General features: G+C 54.7%; 19 protein-coding genes. 8 read left to right on the top strand and 11 right to left on the bottom strand.

Annotation, left to right across the window (positions count from 1 at the left end; all coding sequences use genetic code 11):
* Nucleotides 1-35: 35 nt before the first annotated feature.
* From VB016_06780 to VB016_06770, 3 genes are all read right to left on the bottom strand, one after another.
* Nucleotides 36-1,358, bottom strand: coding sequence for a TrpB-like pyridoxal phosphate-dependent enzyme (locus tag VB016_06780; GenBank protein ID MEA4978228.1), 1,323 nt, complete (start codon nt 1,356-1,358; stop codon nt 36-38).
* Between the two features lie 176 nt (nt 1,359-1,534).
* Nucleotides 1,535-2,074, bottom strand: a complete 540-nt coding sequence (locus tag VB016_06775; GenBank protein ID MEA4978227.1) for an RloB family protein — start codon at nt 2,072-2,074, stop codon at nt 1,535-1,537.
* Nucleotides 2,075-2,139: 65 nt separating this feature from the next.
* Nucleotides 2,140-3,405, bottom strand: a complete 1,266-nt coding sequence (locus VB016_06770; protein MEA4978226.1) for an ATP-binding protein — start codon at nt 3,403-3,405, stop codon at nt 2,140-2,142.
* 287 nt (nt 3,406-3,692) lie between these two features.
* Here VB016_06770 and VB016_06765 point away from each other — a divergent pair, with 287 nt between their 5' ends.
* The 5 genes from VB016_06765 (at nt 3,693) to VB016_06745 (ending at nt 9,169) form a co-directional block, all read left to right on the top strand.
* The gene (locus VB016_06765; protein MEA4978225.1) at nt 3,693-5,861 is read left to right on the top strand and encodes a CDC48 family AAA ATPase; all 2,169 of its coding nucleotides are present in this window, start codon (nt 3,693-3,695) and stop codon (nt 5,859-5,861) included.
* A 40-nt stretch (nt 5,862-5,901) separates the two neighbouring features.
* Nucleotides 5,902-6,387 (top strand): archaeal heat shock protein Hsp20, encoded by a 486-nt coding sequence (hsp20, locus tag VB016_06760; protein ID MEA4978224.1) that lies wholly within the window; start codon nt 5,902-5,904, stop codon nt 6,385-6,387.
* Between the two features lie 126 nt (nt 6,388-6,513).
* On the top strand, nt 6,514-7,461 hold the full coding sequence (locus VB016_06755; protein MEA4978223.1) for a transcriptional regulator: 948 nt from the start codon (nt 6,514-6,516) through the stop codon (nt 7,459-7,461).
* Nucleotides 7,458-8,069 carry a hypothetical protein gene (locus VB016_06750; GenBank protein ID MEA4978222.1) on the top strand — a complete coding sequence of 204 codons (612 nt, stop codon included), beginning with the start codon at nt 7,458-7,460 and terminating at the stop codon, nt 8,067-8,069. The genes VB016_06755 and VB016_06750 overlap by 4 nt, the downstream gene beginning before the upstream one ends.
* The gene (locus VB016_06745) at nt 8,069-9,169 is read left to right on the top strand and encodes a CPBP family glutamic-type intramembrane protease (GenBank protein MEA4978221.1); all 1,101 of its coding nucleotides are present in this window, start codon (nt 8,069-8,071) and stop codon (nt 9,167-9,169) included. The genes VB016_06750 and VB016_06745 overlap by 1 nt, the downstream gene beginning before the upstream one ends.
* Here the strand turns inward: VB016_06745 and VB016_06740 are convergent.
* On the bottom strand, nt 9,152-9,910 hold the full coding sequence (locus VB016_06740; protein MEA4978220.1) for a sugar phosphate isomerase/epimerase family protein: 759 nt from the start codon (nt 9,908-9,910) through the stop codon (nt 9,152-9,154). The two genes, VB016_06745 and VB016_06740, sit on opposite strands and share 18 nt — an antisense overlap.
* On the bottom strand, nt 9,907-10,299 hold the full coding sequence (locus VB016_06735) for an RNA-binding domain-containing protein (GenBank protein MEA4978219.1): 393 nt from the start codon (nt 10,297-10,299) through the stop codon (nt 9,907-9,909). Before VB016_06735 ends, VB016_06740 begins: the two co-directional genes overlap by 4 nt.
* An 82-nt stretch (nt 10,300-10,381) precedes the next feature.
* On the opposite strand from VB016_06735, the gene VB016_06730 reads away from it, so the two are divergent.
* The 3 genes from VB016_06730 to VB016_06720 are packed head-to-tail and all read left to right on the top strand — an operon-like array spanning nt 10,382 to nt 12,524.
* Nucleotides 10,382-11,815 (top strand): DNA-directed DNA polymerase II small subunit, encoded by a 1,434-nt coding sequence (locus tag VB016_06730; protein ID MEA4978218.1) that lies wholly within the window; start codon nt 10,382-10,384, stop codon nt 11,813-11,815.
* 4 nt (nt 11,816-11,819) lie between these two features.
* The gene (locus tag VB016_06725) at nt 11,820-12,149 is read left to right on the top strand and encodes a multidrug efflux SMR transporter (protein MEA4978217.1); all 330 of its coding nucleotides are present in this window, start codon (nt 11,820-11,822) and stop codon (nt 12,147-12,149) included.
* Entirely contained in the window at nt 12,150-12,524 is a 375-nt protein-coding gene (locus VB016_06720) for a multidrug efflux SMR transporter (GenBank protein ID MEA4978216.1), read from the top strand. It begins immediately after the preceding gene.
* A 38-nt stretch (nt 12,525-12,562) separates the two neighbouring features.
* Here the strand turns inward: VB016_06720 and VB016_06715 are convergent, their stop codons facing one another.
* The 6 genes from VB016_06715 to ahaC are packed head-to-tail and all read right to left on the bottom strand — an operon-like array spanning nt 12,563 to nt 17,842.
* Nucleotides 12,563-12,715 carry a hypothetical protein gene (locus VB016_06715; protein ID MEA4978215.1) on the bottom strand — a complete coding sequence of 51 codons (153 nt, stop codon included), beginning with the start codon at nt 12,713-12,715 and terminating at the stop codon, nt 12,563-12,565.
* Nucleotides 12,712-13,350, bottom strand: coding sequence for a V-type ATP synthase subunit D (locus VB016_06710; GenBank protein MEA4978214.1), 639 nt, complete (start codon nt 13,348-13,350; stop codon nt 12,712-12,714). The genes VB016_06715 and VB016_06710 overlap by 4 nt, the downstream gene beginning before the upstream one ends.
* Before the next feature lie 4 nt (nt 13,351-13,354).
* Nucleotides 13,355-14,734: a V-type ATP synthase subunit B gene (locus VB016_06705; protein MEA4978213.1), complete on the bottom strand. Its 1,380-nt coding sequence runs from the start codon at nt 14,732-14,734 to the stop codon at nt 13,355-13,357.
* A gap of 4 nt (nt 14,735-14,738) precedes the next feature.
* Nucleotides 14,739-16,475, bottom strand: coding sequence for a V-type ATP synthase subunit A (locus VB016_06700; protein ID MEA4978212.1), 1,737 nt, complete (start codon nt 16,473-16,475; stop codon nt 14,739-14,741).
* Complete coding sequence (locus VB016_06695; protein MEA4978211.1) at nt 16,476-16,781, bottom strand: V-type ATP synthase subunit F; 306 nt, start codon at nt 16,779-16,781, stop codon at nt 16,476-16,478.
* Complete coding sequence (ahaC, locus tag VB016_06690; protein ID MEA4978210.1) at nt 16,781-17,842, bottom strand: ATP synthase A1 subunit C; 1,062 nt, start codon at nt 17,840-17,842, stop codon at nt 16,781-16,783. The genes VB016_06695 and ahaC overlap by 1 nt, the downstream gene beginning before the upstream one ends.
* Nucleotides 17,843-17,845: the final 3 nt, after the last annotated feature.

Genomic DNA, 17,845 nt, shown 5'->3' with positions numbered 1-17,845 from the left:
TGATATCTAAAAAAGAAAGATGTTTTTTAAAGAGTTTAGTTGGCCGACGACCTCATGCTGCCGTCGAGGTATTCCGAGTACCCCTTGAGGTCCAGCAGGCCGTGGCCCGACAGGCAGAACACGATCGTCTTCTCCTCGCCGGTCTTGCGGCATTTGATGGCCTCGTCGATCGCCGTCCTCAGCGCGTGGGTGGATTCCGGCGCGGGCACTATCCCCTCCGTCCTGGCGAACATCGCGCCCGCCTCGAAGGTCTCGACCTGGTCGTAGGCCACCGCCCTGGCGAGGCCCTGGTTGACCGCCGCCGATACCAGAGGCGACATGCCGTGATACCTCAGCCCCCCGGCGTGCACCGACGAGGGGACGTAATCGTGCCCCATCGTGTACATCATCAGCAGCGGCGTGTATCCGCCGGTGTCCCCGAGATCGTACTTGTACTCTCCTTCGGTTATGCTCGGAGCGGCCTTCGACTCGGCCGCGATGAACTCGCAGTCCGTGCGGCCTTTGATCTTTTCTCCCATCAGCGGGAAGCAGAAACCTCCGAAGTTCGACCCTCCCCCGGCGCATGCGATCATGATGTCGGGCTTGATCTCGGCCTTCTTCATCTGTTCCATGGTCTCCAGCCCTATCACGGTCTGGTGGAGCATGACGTGGTTCAGCACGCTTCCTAGAGAATAGCATGTGCCTGGGTCCTTGGACGCGACCTCGCAGGCTTCGGTGATCGCCACTCCCAGGGAACCGACGGTGCCCGGGTGCTCCTTCAGATACTTGCGCCCGAACTCCGTATATACCGAGGGCGAAGGGTGTATAGTGCCTCCGTAGAGCTCGATGAGCGCCTTCCTTGTGGGCTTCTGGTCGTAGCTCCCGCGGACCATGAACACTGTCGTCTTGATGTCGAACAGGTTTGAGACCGCCGCGAGGGCCGTTCCCCACTGCCCCGCCCCCGTCTCCGTGGTGAGTGTGTGTATCCCGGCCTCGGCGTTGTAGTACGCCTGGGCCAGCGCAGTGTTCCCCTTGTGGCTTCCGAGCGGGCTGAGGTCCTCTCTTTTGAAGTATATCTTGGCCGGGGTCTTGAGATATTTCTCAAGGCGGTACGCCCTCTGCAGCGGAGAGGGACGGTTGAGGTACACCAGGTTGTCCCTGACCTCTTCCGGTATGTCGATGTACCTCTCGGTGGACATCTCCTGCATCAGAATCTCCTTGCAGAAGAGGGACTCCAGGTCCTCGGGGCCTGCTGGTTTCCCGGTCTTCATGTTTATCGGCGGTTCCAGAGGCTTCGGCAGGTCCGCGGCCAGATTGTACCATTTCTTTGGAATGTCTTCGACATCGAGTGTGGTTCGTATGTCCTTAGGTATTGACATAGTCGTTTAATCATGTTCAATGTATATATCATTATGTACATTGATGCATATTATTATACATTATTTTTTATGGTAATAACTATTTCTTCTTCAAGTTAAACGGCCAATCACATAAAAACCAGAACGAAAAAGGAGGAAAGATAATGAGAACCGTAACTTCAACGGCAGTATGCCTATCACGGATCTAAGATATCTCCGACCAGAAAATGCAGGGTACTGCTCGGATATGTTTTCAGGCAATCCTTATTTCGTTTTTCACGGATGCATATCCTCTTGGAAGAACGGCTTATCGCCTCTCGGATCTTAGTGTCGTCGATTTTTCCATTTATTTCATTCGACTTTTCATACCTGCACCCCAAAACAACGGTAAGACTGTCTTCGAGTGAATCCTGAGTGCAACCGCCGCCGACATCCTGGAAATGCATTAGCAGCCAGCATTCGAAAGATGGGTTGGAGATATACATTTCGGCACCATTTCTCTTACATATCTCCTCTGATTTCGATATGCTGTCGCCCGTGTTTTGGTCGACGTCATAAACGACCGCGGACCTATCGCCATCCTTCTTGGATATGCCGTATTCTTCAGACCTTTTGACACATGCCTCTGCGATACTGACGGCATCTCGCCGCTTAGATTGGAGAGGTTTCACCTTCAGTTTTGAATTGCGCTTTACGAATCTTCTGAAATAATTATATTCGGTTGTGCCCTCGACCATTATCAGAAACTTTTTGCTGACTTCTCTGGTTCCGCTTGGCCGGGGGTTTAAGATTCGTTGCTTATTCATCTCATCAGGTCCTCTGGCGATATGTACGGCAGGGCCTCGTACCTCCCTATCGAGTATCCCTTCTGGGCATCTGTATCCTTTCTTACGCCTTTAAAGTCGGACAGCGAATAAAGCTCGGATGAGCCGTCGGAGGCGTTCTTCCGTGTGAAGAATATCTGGTCCCTCCTGAACAGTTCGACCGTATCCATCAGCGTCTGATCGTGGGTGCTTACAATGATCTGGGCGCCGTTTGGATTCGAGCCTGACTTGAACTGCGATATGATCCAGCGCGAAATATCGGAATGCAGATATGATCCGAACTCGTCGATTATTATCGTCTTACTGTTTTGAAGGGAGTCTATGATCGGACCCATGATGCACAGCATCTGCTTGGTGCCATTGGACTCTATTTCGATGGGGAAGTTAAGAGCGCCCTCATCCGCATCAGAGCCGCTGAAATCATGTTTCAGTGTAAGATTGGTCGAGGTTATTTTTAAAGCACCGATCGATGCTACGTAGTCCAGAAGCTGCGGGGGGATCTCGTCCTTAAACTCGGAGGCCGCTCTGGTTTCTATCTTGCTCACCATGTCGGAAATACCGAAATCGGCGATTTTCATTGCACGTATCATAAGCTTTTTGATTTCCGGATTGTCATTTATCATCTGTACGACCGGGGCGAACAGACCTCCTGCGTCACCCGTTACAAATATCATATCCCGGACGATGCCTCTGTGGGCGTTGAGGCATATCTCGTTATTGAACTGTGCGGCCACCGAAATATACGTGGAATTGGGGGCGGTCTTCTCCGAAACCTCCTTCTGATTCTTCATGGCCTTGGTAAATGTGAATTCGGAGCCTTTTCTCTCGAACACCTTGCTGCTGCGTCCATTGGGGTAATAATAAAGGGACTCGAATACGACATTATCACTGTCGAACGACAAAGAATAATGATAGAGGATGCCGTCGGTCACAAATCTGATCTCCATTTCGACCGGTGCTTTCACCGTCTCCGACGACAGACGGAACGGTTGATAAAGATTGATCCTGGTGTTGGCGATGCGTGGCATCCTTACCATTTCCATCATGACATTTAATGCGCGGAGAATGTATGACTTTCCGGAAGAGTTCGGACCGAATATGGCTGCCGAACTGAGCGCCTCTTCACCGATCGCCGGACAATCGATGAGATTTTCCGGATGCTCGTCTGCGGATGTCCTCTGAAGACTGAGCCTCGTCTTGTCACGGAAAGGACCGAAATTTTTGACGGAAAAATCAATCAGCATATGCAATACATTCCCGTCATAATATAAATTTTTACACTCTTTCACAAATTATAGATTTTGACAGTCATTATTTTACTGTCTGCCAACATTGATGATTTAATTTCTAAATAAGAAAACTGTAGTGGAATATCTTATGTGTTGTCTCCAATATGACAGATTATAGTAACATTTATATAGAAGGACAAACTAATAATAGTATAAGTCCGAGCGGAAGCCGCCCGGTATTCTCAGACCGAGTGCTCTAAGACACGGGGCGGCTAGGACATTAAAATCAGGAGGTAATGACAATGGCAATAAAAGACAGGTCCGACAGGGCGATCAAGGTCGCGGAGCTCAAACCCGGAGAAGCGGGGAGAGGCGTAGTTAGGCTGGATCCGGAGCTCATGACCGTGATGGACATCAAGGTCGGAGACATAGTAGAGATAACAGGAGACAAGAGGACTGTTGCCAAGGTCCTCAGGGGAGGGCCCGAGGACGCCAACCGCGGGATCGTCCGGATGGACGGCACCACGAGAAGGAACGCCGGCACATCCATGGACGAGAAGGTCGCCATAAAGAAAGTAACGGCAAAGAACGCCGTGAAGATCACATTCTCGCCCACCGAACAGCTGAGGCTGCAGGGCGGAGACGAATATCTGAAACAGGTGTTCGAGGGGCGAGCGTTCTCCAAGGGAGATGCCATCGCGCTAAACGTGATGGGAAACAAGATGGAGCTCGTGGTCACATCTTTTGCTCCCTCGGGCGAAGCGGCCATAATGACCTCGGCGACACAGGTCAAGGTCAGCGATAAGCCGGCGGACGCCGCCGCAGGGGACATACCGAAGGTATCCTACGACGACATCGGCGGACTGGGCGACGCGGTCAACAGGATCAGGGAGATGGTGGAGCTTCCGCTCAAGCACCCGGAACTGTTCAAAAGGCTCGGGATCGAAGCGCCCAAGGGGGTCCTTCTGCACGGTCCGCCCGGGACCGGAAAGACCATGCTCGCCAAGGCCGTCGCAGGCGAGACCAGCAGCAACTTCGTATACATCGGCGGACCGGAGATCATGAGCAAGTTCTACGGCGAGTCCGAGGAAAAGCTCAGGGAGATCTTCAAAGACGCGGAGGAGAACGCTCCCAGCATCATATTCATCGACGAGATAGACAGCATCGCACCCAAGAGGGACGAGGTTACCGGAGAGACCGAACGCCGCATCGTAGCACAGCTTCTGGCACTGATGGACGGACTGAAGTCCCGCGGCAAAGTGGTCGTCATAGGGGCGACCAACAGGCCCAATTCCATCGACGAGGCGCTGAGAAGGCCGGGCAGGTTCGACAGGGAGATCGAGATAGGCATCCCGGACAGGGACGGCAGGTTCGAGATCCTCCAGATACACACGCGCGGAATGCCCATCGACGACGGCGTCGACCTGAAGCTTGTGGCCGACAGGACGCACGGGTACGCCGGTGCGGACATATCCGCCCTCACCAAAGAGGCCGCGATGGCGTCGCTGAGGCGCGTGCTTCCCGACATAGACACCGAGAACGAAGAGGTCCCGGGGGACGTGCTGAACAAGATCAGCGTCACCGCGGACGACTTCCGCGATGCGTTCAAAGATATGCAGCCCGCGACGATGAGAGAGGTCCTCATCGAGCGCCCCAACGTCAAGTGGGAGGACATCGGCGCGCTGGAAACCGTCAAGCAGGAGCTCAAGGAAGCGGTCGAATGGCCGCTGAAGTACGCCAAAGTGTTCGAGCATATGGGCGCCAAGCCGCCGAAGGGCATACTGCTCTACGGACCTCCGGGCACCGGAAAGACGATGCTCGCCAAGGCCGTAGCAACGGAGTCGGAGGCGAACTTCATATCTGTCAAAGGACCGGAGTTCCTGAACAAGTGGGTGGGAGAGTCCGAAAAGGCCGTGAGGGAAACGTTCAGAAAGGCCAGGCAGGCGTCGCCTTGCGTGATCTTCATGGACGAGATAGACAGCATAGCTCCGAACAGGGGAGCGGGAAGCAGCGACAGCAACGTGACCGAACGTGTGGTGTCCCAGCTGCTGACCGAGATGGACGGGCTCGAAGCACTGAACAACGTCGTGGTCATTGCGGCCACGAACCGCCCCGACATGATCGACCCTGCGCTGCTCAGGCCCGGAAGGTTTGACAAGAGCATGCTGGTCGCTCCGCCCGACAAGACGTCGAGGGAAGCGATATTCGGCATACACACCAGGGGCAAACCCCTCGAGGACGGCGTGGACCTCAAGAAGCTTGCAGAGATGACGGAGGGATGCACCGGCGCGGATATCGCGGCCATATGCAACGAGGCCGTGATGACCTCCGTCAGGCGCCTTGTGGCATCCGGCGAGGTGCCGACCCAGGAGGCCCTCGACGCATGCAAGGTGGCGATGGGGGACTTCGAGGGCGCGGTCGATAAATTCGGACCGGCCGCGGCAAAGAGGCTGAGGGAATACAACAGTTAATCGAAGAAAAGCTAAAAAACAGGAATTAGGAGCGATGGAAATGAGCGAAGACATTTGGAACATGCTGTTCAGGGAATTCGAGAACTTCAACAGAAGGATGGATGAAATGTTCTCCGGTGTCGAAGATATGAGCGACCCCGATGTCAAGACATACGGGTACACGATGTACCGCGGCCCCGACGGGATCGCCCACGTCAAAGAATTCGGGAACGTCGCAGGAGAGCTCGGACTGCCGTCCGCGGATTCTGTGAGGGAACCGTTCACCGATGTTGCGCTGGACGAGGACATCGTGAGAGTGGTCGCAGAGGTCCCGGGTGCGAAGAAGGAGGACATCGCGATCGATGCGACCTACGATTCGGTATCGATCTCCGTGGACACGCCCAACAAGAGATACAGGAAGGAGGTGGCCCTGCCTTGCGAAGTAGACCTCGAATCCGCCAAAGCGGAGTACAACAACGGAATACTGGAGGTCAGTTTCAGGTCCAAGGACAAGAAGAGGTCCGGCAGGCGCATCGACGTCGACTGAGCCTGCTGTAAATTTATATCCTCCCTTTAAACCATTTAGGCCGGTCCTCCGGGCCGGCCGGAATCCCTGACATCCCATAAATAATATGGGCATTGTTTTTTATAGAAGAACTACCACTTTATTATCGTGAGCAGAGCGGAGCTTATCGAATCCACCCGCACCATATTGACAAGTTCCGGTTACGATGTGTCTTCCACCCTGAATCTCCGTAGTGTTTGCTTCGACATTGTCGCCCGAAGAGACGATAAGCTGTTAATAATCAAAATACTCAGCAACGTCGATGCCTTTTCCAGAGAGAACGCGGAGGAGATGAAGGTCCTAGCCGAGGCTCTGAAAGCCAGCCCTCTCCTCATAGGCGAGAGGTCCAGCTCCGGGGTGCTGGAACTGGGCATCGTTTACTCGAGGTTCAATATCCCGATCATTTCCAACGAAACGCTGGCGGACCATACCATCGAGGAGGTCCCGCCGCTGATATTCGCAGCGCCCGGAGGGCTTTACGTCAGACTGGACGGCGACCTGCTAAAACAGATCAGGAACAGGGACGGCCTGAGCCTGGGCGTCATCGCAGAGATGGCGGGAGTATCGAGACGCACGGTACAGATGTACGAATCGGGGATGGGAGCCATGATAGATGCGGCCCTTCGCATAGAGGAGTTCCTGAACACGCCGATGATAATGCCGCTGGACCCGTTCGCCTACAAGACAGAGGACACGGCCAACAAGTATGAGATCAGCGGCGGCGCCCGTACCGGATCGTACATCCTGAACAAGCTGCTGGAGATCGGCTTCAGCGTCACTCCGGTCATGAAGAGCCCTTTCGATGCCCTCTCAAGGGTAGAAGAAGTGATAATACTGACCGCGACCGGAACGGACGAGGAAAAACTGATACAGAGGGCTTTGGTCACGTCGGAGGTCTCAAGTCTTGCAGGGAGGCCGTCGGTCGTGATCGTGGAGCGTGCCCGCGACCGTGAGAACATCAAGTCGACAGCGGTGATATCCACGGACGAGCTCGGGAAGATCGACGACAGCGAAGAGCTTACGGATCTTGTTCTTGCAAGGAGCACGAAAAAATGATATCGTTGAAGGTCCGGGATGCTGATATCGACATCCTGCCCATAGTCAGGGGGCTTTCTGCATACGGCGAGGCTGTGAGAAAAGCCTTCGGAAACTATGACCGCTATGCCGTGTCCCTCAGTGCCGAAGAGATCATGGGCGTCAGGAACCGCGCCGACCTTATAGACGAATACGAACCGGGAGAGCTCGAGGCCGTCTTCGCAAAAAGACTGTCCTATTTCGGAGATGTCACCGTCCCGGCGCCCGCATGGTGCGAGCTTGTCGACCTCTGCGATGCAGATTCCGTAACGCTTTCGGCGCTGGATATGCCGGACTCCGAGTATACGGAGCTTTACTGCCAGAGCGTGAGCTCGATGGAATTCGTCAAAGAACACGGGCTTGCCAAGAAGGGCATGAGGAAGAAATTCGATATGTCGTCTCCGGAATCCTTCACGAAAGAATGGGATGACCACATCAATACCGTGAGGGGATTCCGAGAGCTTTGCGGCCTCCGCGAGAGATATATCTCGATAAGGCTGTCGGAGATCTCTAAAGGGGGAGGCAGGATATTGGCCGTGATAGATTACGAAAGGGTCGCGAACATCATCGGCCTCATGGGTGATGCGTGATGCAGGATAAATGCCCGGAATGCATAAACAACCGAGAACTCGGACATCGGTTCTGCGGCAACTGCGGGAACATGTTGGACTGCCCGGAATGCGGCCGTTACCGTTCGGTCGGCACATTGTTCTGCGGCAACTGCGGGAGACCTCTCAGACCCGGGCCCGCGTATATTTCGGATGTAAAAGGCAACGGCCCGGTTTTCTGGATATCCCTCGCGGCCATGCTTTTCGTGACGGTGTTCCTGGTCGTGGGCCTTGCAACGATACTTATCAATTCTTTTAACGTATTCTCGTACGCCGCGGACATAACGTACGGATTGCTGATACTGGTCCCGTACCCCTACGTCTTCCTATGGTTCTCCGGAATTGGATCTCAGATGTACTGGATATTCCTTGTGGCGGCCGTGGTGCTTAGCTTCGCCCAACTGGCGTGGGAGATGTACTCCAAGCATGTGAACCGCGGCCCGGACGGGGGCGCCCGCGGGCTGGAGGACACGAGCGCGTACTGGATCGGCCTCCTCTGGCCTTCCACGATAGCGATACAGGTCGCAATAATTCTGCTCATGATGAGCGGGGGCTCGTCCCTGCCGTCCTTCGATACTTCGGATGACAAGTACTGGATGTTCGCGCTTGCAAGTGCCAGCGTATGGGAGGAGGTTATCACCCGCCTCCTGATAATCGGATTGCCGCTTGGAATAATGGCGCTCGCCACAAAAAAGGAGCGGCCGTTGAGATATCTGCTGGGCGGCTTCGGCGTGAACAAGGCCTCCATGGTCCTCATAATAGCCTCCTCGCTGCTATTCGGATATGGGCATTACGACGGCTGGGGAGTGATAAAGATCCTGCCGTCGTTCATATTCGGGCTGGCGGCGGGATATCTTTACTGCAAATATGGCCTCTACGCTTCGATACTGCTGCACTTCGTGAACGACTACATGCAGTCGTTCCTGTGGCTGGGGCTCGATGCTTCCCTTTTCTCGATATTGGTTATCGTCCTGCTGGGGCTGGGCGTGGTCACTACCGTGGTCCTGGCCGTCAAGGGCGTCTCCTTCGCCAAGGGGTTCATGGAAAGGGAGCTTTTCCCGGACTCATTCAAGAAGGATTGAGAGCCTTCTCTTCGACTCCACGGCCGAAGCGAGCGATTTCGATTCTATGATGTAGCGTCCCTTGTACCATGACATTGCTTCCATAACCTTCGGGAAATCGACGTTGCCGTCCCCGACTGTCAGGTGGGAATCGTCATCCCCCATGTTATCGTGCACATGGACGTTCACGATCCTGTCCTTGAAGGCGGATATCATCTCATCGATCTGCCCCATGGTATTCGCGTGGCCTATGTCGAAACATACGCTCAGGTTTGTCCCTTCGATTATCTCGTTGAGCTCTGCCGCCGTCTTACCGATCATCGGCCGGTAGCTGGGCATGTTCTCTATAGCGTAAGTGACCCCGTACTCCGAGGCCGTCCTGTCCAGCGTCCTCATGGATTTCTTGGCTTTCTCTATGGCCTTACTCTCCATGCCTGGCACACTCATGGATGAAAGTCCGGGATGGACGGTGATGATTTTTATGCCTGTCTCCGAGGCCATCTCGGCAGTGGATATCATCTCTATGATCGATGATTCCCTCATCCTTTCGGTGAGCGCCGCGAGATTCGTGTCGCTGATCGGAGAGTGTATCGAAAATGTCATCTTGTAGTTCGATTTGATAGCGTTAAGCCTCGCCCATATCAGCGGGAGGCTGTGTTCCGCCTCCGCGAATATCTCCCAGTGGCGGAACTCTTTGGAGACGGCCTCCATGATTTTCTCGAACGGGTTGGCACTGAACTCCGGGCATGAAACTCCGATCATAATCTTACCTCCTGTCCTTCGATTGTGCGGGGAAGCATCGCATCTATGTACAGCTCGATGTCGTCATCGTCATCGATGCGCACGTCTATGGTTCCCAGAACTGCCCCTTTGGTCGCAAACGATACTTTGCCGACGGTCGCCACCTGCTTGTTCAGACGGAACAACGTGCTGTCGCCGTTCAGTCCTTTTATGAGCACCGCTCTTGCGGCGTCCAATATCTTCTGCCGACGGACCAGCATTGCGAAGCGTTCGATGCCGGGCGCGGTGCCCTCGAATCCCTTGGACGTCCTTTCCATTGCGGCGTCCGGAAATATCTTCATCACAGCGTCCAGCACCAGTTCCTCGGACTCGCTCGGATTAACGGGGCAGGATATCCTGACGGAAATCATGTTCCGGAGATTGATTGTGTGTATATAACCCTCCCCGGACGGCGGGCAAGGATTATGTATCTAAGATGCAACATACCCGGCCATGAAGACAGATGTGCTCGGCATGGCGGCGAAGAGAGGCATATTCCTCAGCCCCGATGCCCTCGATTACATTATGTCGAACCCGGACCCCGTCGCTTTCACAAACACCACGCTTGCATCCCTTTGTTCAGACAAGATTTTTGTCGGCCGTTCTGACCTGGAGGACTGCCTGACGGGCGATGCGCCGATTTTCAAATCCCCGGGAACCGACGTTCCCCGCAATAAGAAACAGACGGACATCGAAGTCCTAAGCGGGAGCGACGTAACGGGGAACTCTACCTGCGAGGGGGACATATCGGACTTCACGACCTACTTCCGCAGCAGGTACGACATCCTTAGCAGAATAATATCCAGGCGCAGGGATTTCGGAATGAACATCTCGATCTCCAAGGCCATGAACCTAGACCGTGACGTGCGCGTGATAGGCATGGTCTATGATGCAAGCGTGACCAAGAACGGACACACCATACTGACCATCGAGGACAACGAAAGCAACTGCAAGGTCTTCATTTCCAAGGATTCGCCGTTGGCCGGCGAGACGTTCGTCAACGATGAAGTGATCGGCATAGCGGGAAAGCCCAACGGGCGCAGGGACCTGCTGATAGCCGACGAGATCTTCAGGCCCGATGTGCCCAGGACAAACCGCTGGGAAATCTCCGATTCCACATCTTCGGTAGCGTTTCTCTCCGACGTGCACGTTGGCAGCTACACCTTTTTGGAGGACCGCTGGAAACGCATGGTGTCTTGGCTTAAGGAGAACTCCTACAAGACCGGCTTGGACTACATCGTTTTCCCAGGTGACGTTGTTGACGGCATAGGCATATTTCCCGGACAGGAGGAGGAGCTTATGATAAACGACATCTACGAGCAGTACGAGAAACTCTCCGAATACCTCAAAGATATACCTGACCATATCAAGATGGTCGTTCACCCCGGGAACCATGACGCCGTGCGTCTGGCGGAACCCCAGCCCGCATTGGGGACGATGTTCACCAAGACCTTCGATTCGAACATAATGATGGTAGGAAACCCGGTAACCCTGAATATAGAGGGCCGGACGATCCAGACTTACCACGGCAAGAGCATCGACGACTGGATAGCCGGCGTTCAGAAACTCACGTACAACGACCCAATGGGCGTCATGAGGGAGATGCTCAAACGCAGACACCTCGCGCCGATCTACGGCCAAAGGACCGCCCTCGCTCCTGAGAAAAAAGACTATTTGGCCATGGAGACGCTGCCCGACCTGTTCGTTTCCGGACATATCCACGGTGCCGGCGCAGGAGAATACAACGGCGTCAAAATAATAAACGCCTCCACCTGGCAGAGTCAGACGGAGTATCAGAAGATGCATAACTTCAATCCCGAACCTGCCATAATGCCCGTTGTGCATCTGGGTACGGGCGAAATAAATATGAGAAGTTTCATGGACTGATCCTATGGAATTGCTGACCGCGGCATGGCTGATCATCGGTGGGCTCCTCGAGCCTTGCTGGGTCATTGCTCTTAAGAAGTCGGATTCTTATAGGAACAGGAAGTGGGCGGTCGCTGCCGTGATACTGATCATCGCAAGCCCCTTCTTTTTGTCGCTGGCTATGTTGGACATGCACATGGGCACGGCGTACGCGATATGGACCGGTATAGGCGCCATCGGGACCCTTATAGCGGGTTACCTACTGTATCAGGAAAAGATCGATCGCCTGCAGATATTCTTTGTTTTTGTGATTGTAGTGGGAATTACGGGCCTCCAGTACTTCGGAGGTGCTTGAATGAAGAGCAACGCCATTGCCTGGACATATCTTGTTGTAGGTGGCATGTTCGAGACCGTCTGGGCCACCACCATGTTCATTTCAGAGGGATTCAGCAAGGTCCCTTGGACGGTCATCACCATAGCTTTCCTTTTTGTCAGCACCTGGTTCCTGGACCTGGCCTATAAAAGGGGGATCCCCACCGGCGTGGGTTATGCCGTATGGGTAGGCATAGGCGCCCTGGGTTCAGTAATGGCAGGAATAATTTTGTTCGGCGAACCCGCCACTCCGTTGCGCCTGTCGTTCGTATTGTTGGTTATCGTTGGCATAGGCGGCCTGGAGATGTCCTCAAAAAGGGCGGCCGATAAAAAGTCCCAGACGTGCACAAAAATATAAGCCCGGACATGATGAAAAAAATTGGTTCTTTAAACGGTTTAGAAAAGATAGACCTTCGACAAAAACCAGATGATGATGAAGGAGCCGATCATGAGCATCGAGTAGGCTGAAACCCAGATCACGGTGAAGACCCGCTTTAGCTTTACCGGGTCTTCCCTTATCTCGTCCCATACCTCCCCGAAACTTCTCACTCGGCTACCTCGCTCTTCTTTTTCTGGTGTTTGAGGCGGGTCGTGTTCTCGCGTTCCATCTCTTCGAGACTGAACTTGACGAACCTCTCGGCTTCCTTCAGATCGGGTATGATCTTGAACTCGAGCGCGTTGACCCTTCTCTTGGTCCTCTCGATCTCGTCGAGGAGCTTCTTCATGGTGGTTTCGACCTCTGCGGCCCTTATCAGGGTGTCCAGAAGTTTCTCGAAAGCCACGGAGGCCTCCTCTATGTAGGCGGACGTGGAGATCACACCGTAGCCCTTGTGAGCTATGTCGGTGTGCATGGATCCTGTCGCCTCCACTTTGGGGACCTTCATTCCCATTATGTTCTTGCTCCCGACGGTGACCTGATGGTCGGTCTTGAGGGCGTATGCCGCGCTTTTCACGGAGATATCGCCCTCGACCGCCCTCGCGATCGCGATCTTGCCGATGGCCGCCGCGTATTCCGACGAAACCCCGGCGCGCATCTGGCGTGCCTTCTCCAGGGTCTCGAAGAACTCGATGATGAGGCCGTCCCTCTTCATCTTCAGGATCTTGTGCCCGCCGTTGGTGAGCTTGATCCTCCTCTTCAGGTCCAGGAGGACCGAACGGTTCGGGGTTATTTCGTGGGCTGCCATCGGATCACTTCTTCGGGAGGTACTTCTCGATGTACTTGCGGTCTATCCTGTTCAGCTGGTCCACGTCGAGCTCGGTCAGTATTTCCCAGGCGATGTCGAGGGTCTTCTCGATAGAGCGGTCCTCGTCGTGTCCCTGACGGACGATACGGTCTTCGAAGAGGTCTGCGAATTCCAGGTACTTCCTGTCCTTCTCGGACAACGAGTCCTTACCTACGATCGCAACCAGTCCTCTGAGGTCCTTGCCTTCCGCATATGAGGCGTACAGCTGGTCAGAAACGGCCTTGTGGTCGTCCCTGGTCTTTCCCTTTCCGACACCTGAGTTCATCAGACGGCTGAGAGAAGACGAAACGTTGACCGGCGGGTATATGCCGTTGCGGTGCAGTTCCCTCGAAAGAACGATCTGGCCCTCGGTGATGTAACCGGACAGGTCGGGGATCGGGTGGGTGATATCGTCACCGGGCATCGAGAGGATCGGGATCTGTGTGATCGATCCTTTCTTGTCCTTGATCCTCCCGGCGCGCTCGTACAGCTGTGCCAGGTCGGTATACATGTAGCCGGGGTATCCGCGCCTTCCGGGCACTTCTTCCCTGGCCGCCGATACCTGACGCAGCGCCTCGCAGTAGTTGGTGACGTCGGTCATGATTACAAGCACCTGCATGTCAAGTTCGAAGGCCATGTACTCCGCGGTGGTGAGTCCCAGACGGGGCGTGACTATACGCTCGACTGCGGGGTCGTCGGCGAGGTTCAGGAAGACCACTGCGCTCTTGAGCGCCCCGGTCCTCTCGAACTCCTTCATGAACATCTGCTTTTCTTCGTTGGTTATGCCCATGGCGATGAACACCACGGCGAACTCTTCGTTCTTGCCGCGGACCTTCGCCTGCCTTGCGATCTGCAGGGCTATGTCATTGTGGGGCAGACCGGATGCCGAGAATATCGGCAGCTTCTGTCCCCTGACCAGGGTGTTCATACCGTCGATGGTGGATATCCCGGTCTCGATGAAATCGGACGGGCTGTCCCTTGCCCACGGGTTGATGGCCGCTCCTTCTATTCCGAGCTCTTTCTCGGGAACGATCGGCGCTCCGCCGTCGATGGGTTCTCCTGCTCCGGACAATACCCTTCCGAGCATGTCCCTTGAGACGGGCATCTTCATTGCCTCTCCGAGGAACCGCACCGATGCGGACCTGTCGATACCGGTGGTGCCTTCGAATATCTGAACGACGACCAGGTCATCGGATGTATCGAGGACCTGCCCTCTCCTGACGCTTCCGTCCGAGAGCCTGACAGAGACCATCTCCTGGTATCCGACCGGCTCGGTCTTCTTGACGAAGATGAGGGGTCCAGCGATCTGGGAGACCGTCTTGTACTCTTTGGTTACTTTTGCCATAGTATCACACTCCCAGTCCTTTGAACTGTTCTTCCATGTCTGCTCCTACCGCTTTCAGCTCTTCGTCGATCTTCTCTTCGTATTTGGCCTGGTTGAACCTCTGCCTTACGGGGAGGTACGCTATCTTGTCGACGGCTATTCCGTTGACTATAGCTTTTTCGGCCAGCTCGGAGAATTTCCTGATGAGCTTCATCATGACGTACTGTCTCTCCATGGGGCAGTAGCAGTCCACGGGGTGGTATGCGTTCTGCTGGAGGAATATCTCGCGTATCATTTTCGCAGTCTCGAGGGTCATCTTCTGCTCGTCCGGCAGTGAATCGGAACCGACCATCTGGACTATTTCCTGAAGCTCGGATTCCTTCTGCAGGACCTGCATTGCCCATGCCCTCAGATCGATGAAGTCCTCTGCGACGTTCTTCTTGAACCATCCGGACAGCTCCTTTCCATACATGGTGTAGGAGGTAAGCCAGTTGATGGTGGGGAAGTGTCTCCTCTCCCTCAGCTTGGTGTCGAGTGCCCAGAACACACGTACGATACGGAGGGTGTTCTGTGTAACGGGTTCGGACAGGTCTCCTCCGGGAGGAGAGACCGCACCGATAACGGTGATGGACCCGTCCTCTCCGTTGAGGACCTTTGCACGGCATGCGCGCTCGTAGAACTCGGACAGACGTCCCGCGAGGTAAGCGGGGTATCCCTCTTCTCCGGGCATCTCTTCCAATCTGGACGAGATCTCACGCATGGCCTCGGCCCACCTCGAGGTGGAGTCGGCCATGAGAGCGACGTTGTATCCCATGTCCCTGAAGTACTCCGCAATGGTCATTCCGGTGTAAACGGATGCTTCCCTTGCGGCGACAGGCATGTTGGACGTGTTGGCGATCAGGACGGTCCTCTTCATGAGCGACTCTCCCGTCTTGGGGTCCGTCAGTTCGGGGAATTCTGTAAGAACTTCCGTCATCTCGTTCCCGCGCTCTCCGCATCCTATGTACACCACGATCTCGGCGTCCGAGAATTTGGCCAGGGACTGCTGTGTGACCGTCTTTCCGGTACCGAACGCACCGGGGATTGCGGCCGCTCCTCCCTTTGCGAGGGGGAACATCGTGTCCAGGACCCTGAGCCCTGTAATGAGGGGCACGTCAGGCATGTATTTCTCGGCGACCGGGCGGGGCCCACGTACCGGCCATTTCTGGACCATCGTGAGTTTGTGCCCGTCGACTACGGCGATGACCTTGTCGACGTTGTATTTCCCTTTCTCTGTGATTTTCTCGACTTTCCCTTTCGAAATGGCCGGAGGCACCATGATCTTGTGCATCATGGGTCCTTCCTGAACCGTACCGAGAACCTGCCCGGCCGATACTTCGTCCCCGACTTTCACCGTGGGAACGAACTCCCATTCGAGATCTCTGCTCAGCCCCGGTGCGGTGGCACCGCGGAAGATGAAATCTCCCATCATATCCCTTAGGGTCGGCAGGGGCCTCTGGATTCCGTCATAAACGGAGGTCAGAAGTCCTGGTCCCAGCTCTACGACGAGAGGAAGACCGGTGTTTGTAACCGGTTCGCCGGGTTTGACACCGGACGTCTCCTCGTAAACCTGGATGATTGTCTTGTCACCTACGATCTTAATGACCTCTCCCATCAGCTTCTCGTTGCCAACATGCACGACGTCGTACATCCTGGGCGAAATCCCGATGGCGGTCACGACCGGTCCGGCAACCCTGTAAATTACACCTTGTTCAGCGGTCATTCATTCATCCTCTGCTTTGTATAAATCAACGCCAATTACTCTTTTTACTTTCTCACGGAGGTCGCTTTCGTCGCCCCCTACCGGCACAATGACCGGCTGGATCGAATCCAAAACCCTGTTCCTGACGTTGTGGGACAGATATGCGAGGTCCTTGGCGTCAACCGCCAGGATCCCCACGTTTGGATCGCCAATTGCTTCCAGCATCTTTTCCTGGTAGTTCACTTCGTTTGCGACGAATACCATCCTGAGCCCCGCAAGGCGGAACCCGAGCACGAACTCCTCGTTACCGATAACAGCTATTTCCATCAGATCACCAGCAGCCCTTTGATAACATCGGTGTCCAGCCCGCTCTGGATTCCTCTCGCGATAGCAAGTATGTTGGAGATTTCAGTCTCCTTGTGTATCATGTAGTCTATCACCGGAGCGACGGACAGCGGGTTCATATGAGAGAACTTCTTCGCGCGCTCCATCTCATATCTCTTAAGGGCGCTCTCTATCGCCCTTATCGAAACAACAGGGGCATCGAGCAACGGTTTCACGGCCTCGTAGAAGTCCATCTGCGATATCTCGCTTGAGACCGCAGATACCGACTCTATGTTGGCCAGCTGTGCGGCCGTCCTTCTGTCGATCTGCTTTCCGCCGGGTATGATGTATTCCATGACGTTCGCTTCGCCGTAGATCCCTTCGGCCTTGAGCTTCATTATTGTAGAGAAGTTTACAAGGTCGATCTCACGCCTGACGTAGTCCTGGAACATTAGCGTGGGCCTGCTGTCCGGCACAATGGCCTGGAGAAGCCTCGCGTACTTGAATTTGTCAAGGTAGTCCTCTATGACTGCGAGTCCTCCGGATGTTCCCATATATGCCGCTATCAGGTCCGACGGGATGTTCACAGAATCCATCCTGCTGTATTCGGTCAATATCTCTTCCACGGTCGAGAGCGACAGGAGCTTGTCCAGGTGTGCCTCCTTTAGGCTTCCTGCGGGGACGAGGTCCTCCTTGATGCTCTTCTCGTCCAGTCCGAACGATTTGCCGCGGAGTATCATCTTAACGTTCCAGATGTTCCATTTCTCCAGGTACGCCGAGACCATGGTGTACAGCTCCCCCTCCGATGCCTTGAGGATGCTTGTGAACACCCTCGACATGTTCAGATAGGACGCGTACTCCACCAGGTCTATGCCGGACATCCTGCCTGCGAGCTCGGACATTTCCTTCTGGTATCCGCTCTCGCTCATGTAACGGGATATCTCAGGAAGGGCCATGAGCAACATCTTGTTGTATTCCTCTTCCTTGATCAGCTGGGACTTCTTCGCCTTGACCCTGGTTACCGTGTATGCGTAGTTTCCACGTCTCGTGTTGCGCCTGAACATGTA

The sequence above is a fragment of the Methanomassiliicoccaceae archaeon genome (assembly GCA_034928305.1).
Lineage (GTDB): Archaea > Thermoplasmatota > Thermoplasmata > Methanomassiliicoccales > Methanomethylophilaceae > VadinCA11.
The sequence above is the reverse complement of the archived record's forward strand: the minus strand, read 5'-3'. Positions and strand labels throughout refer to the sequence as shown.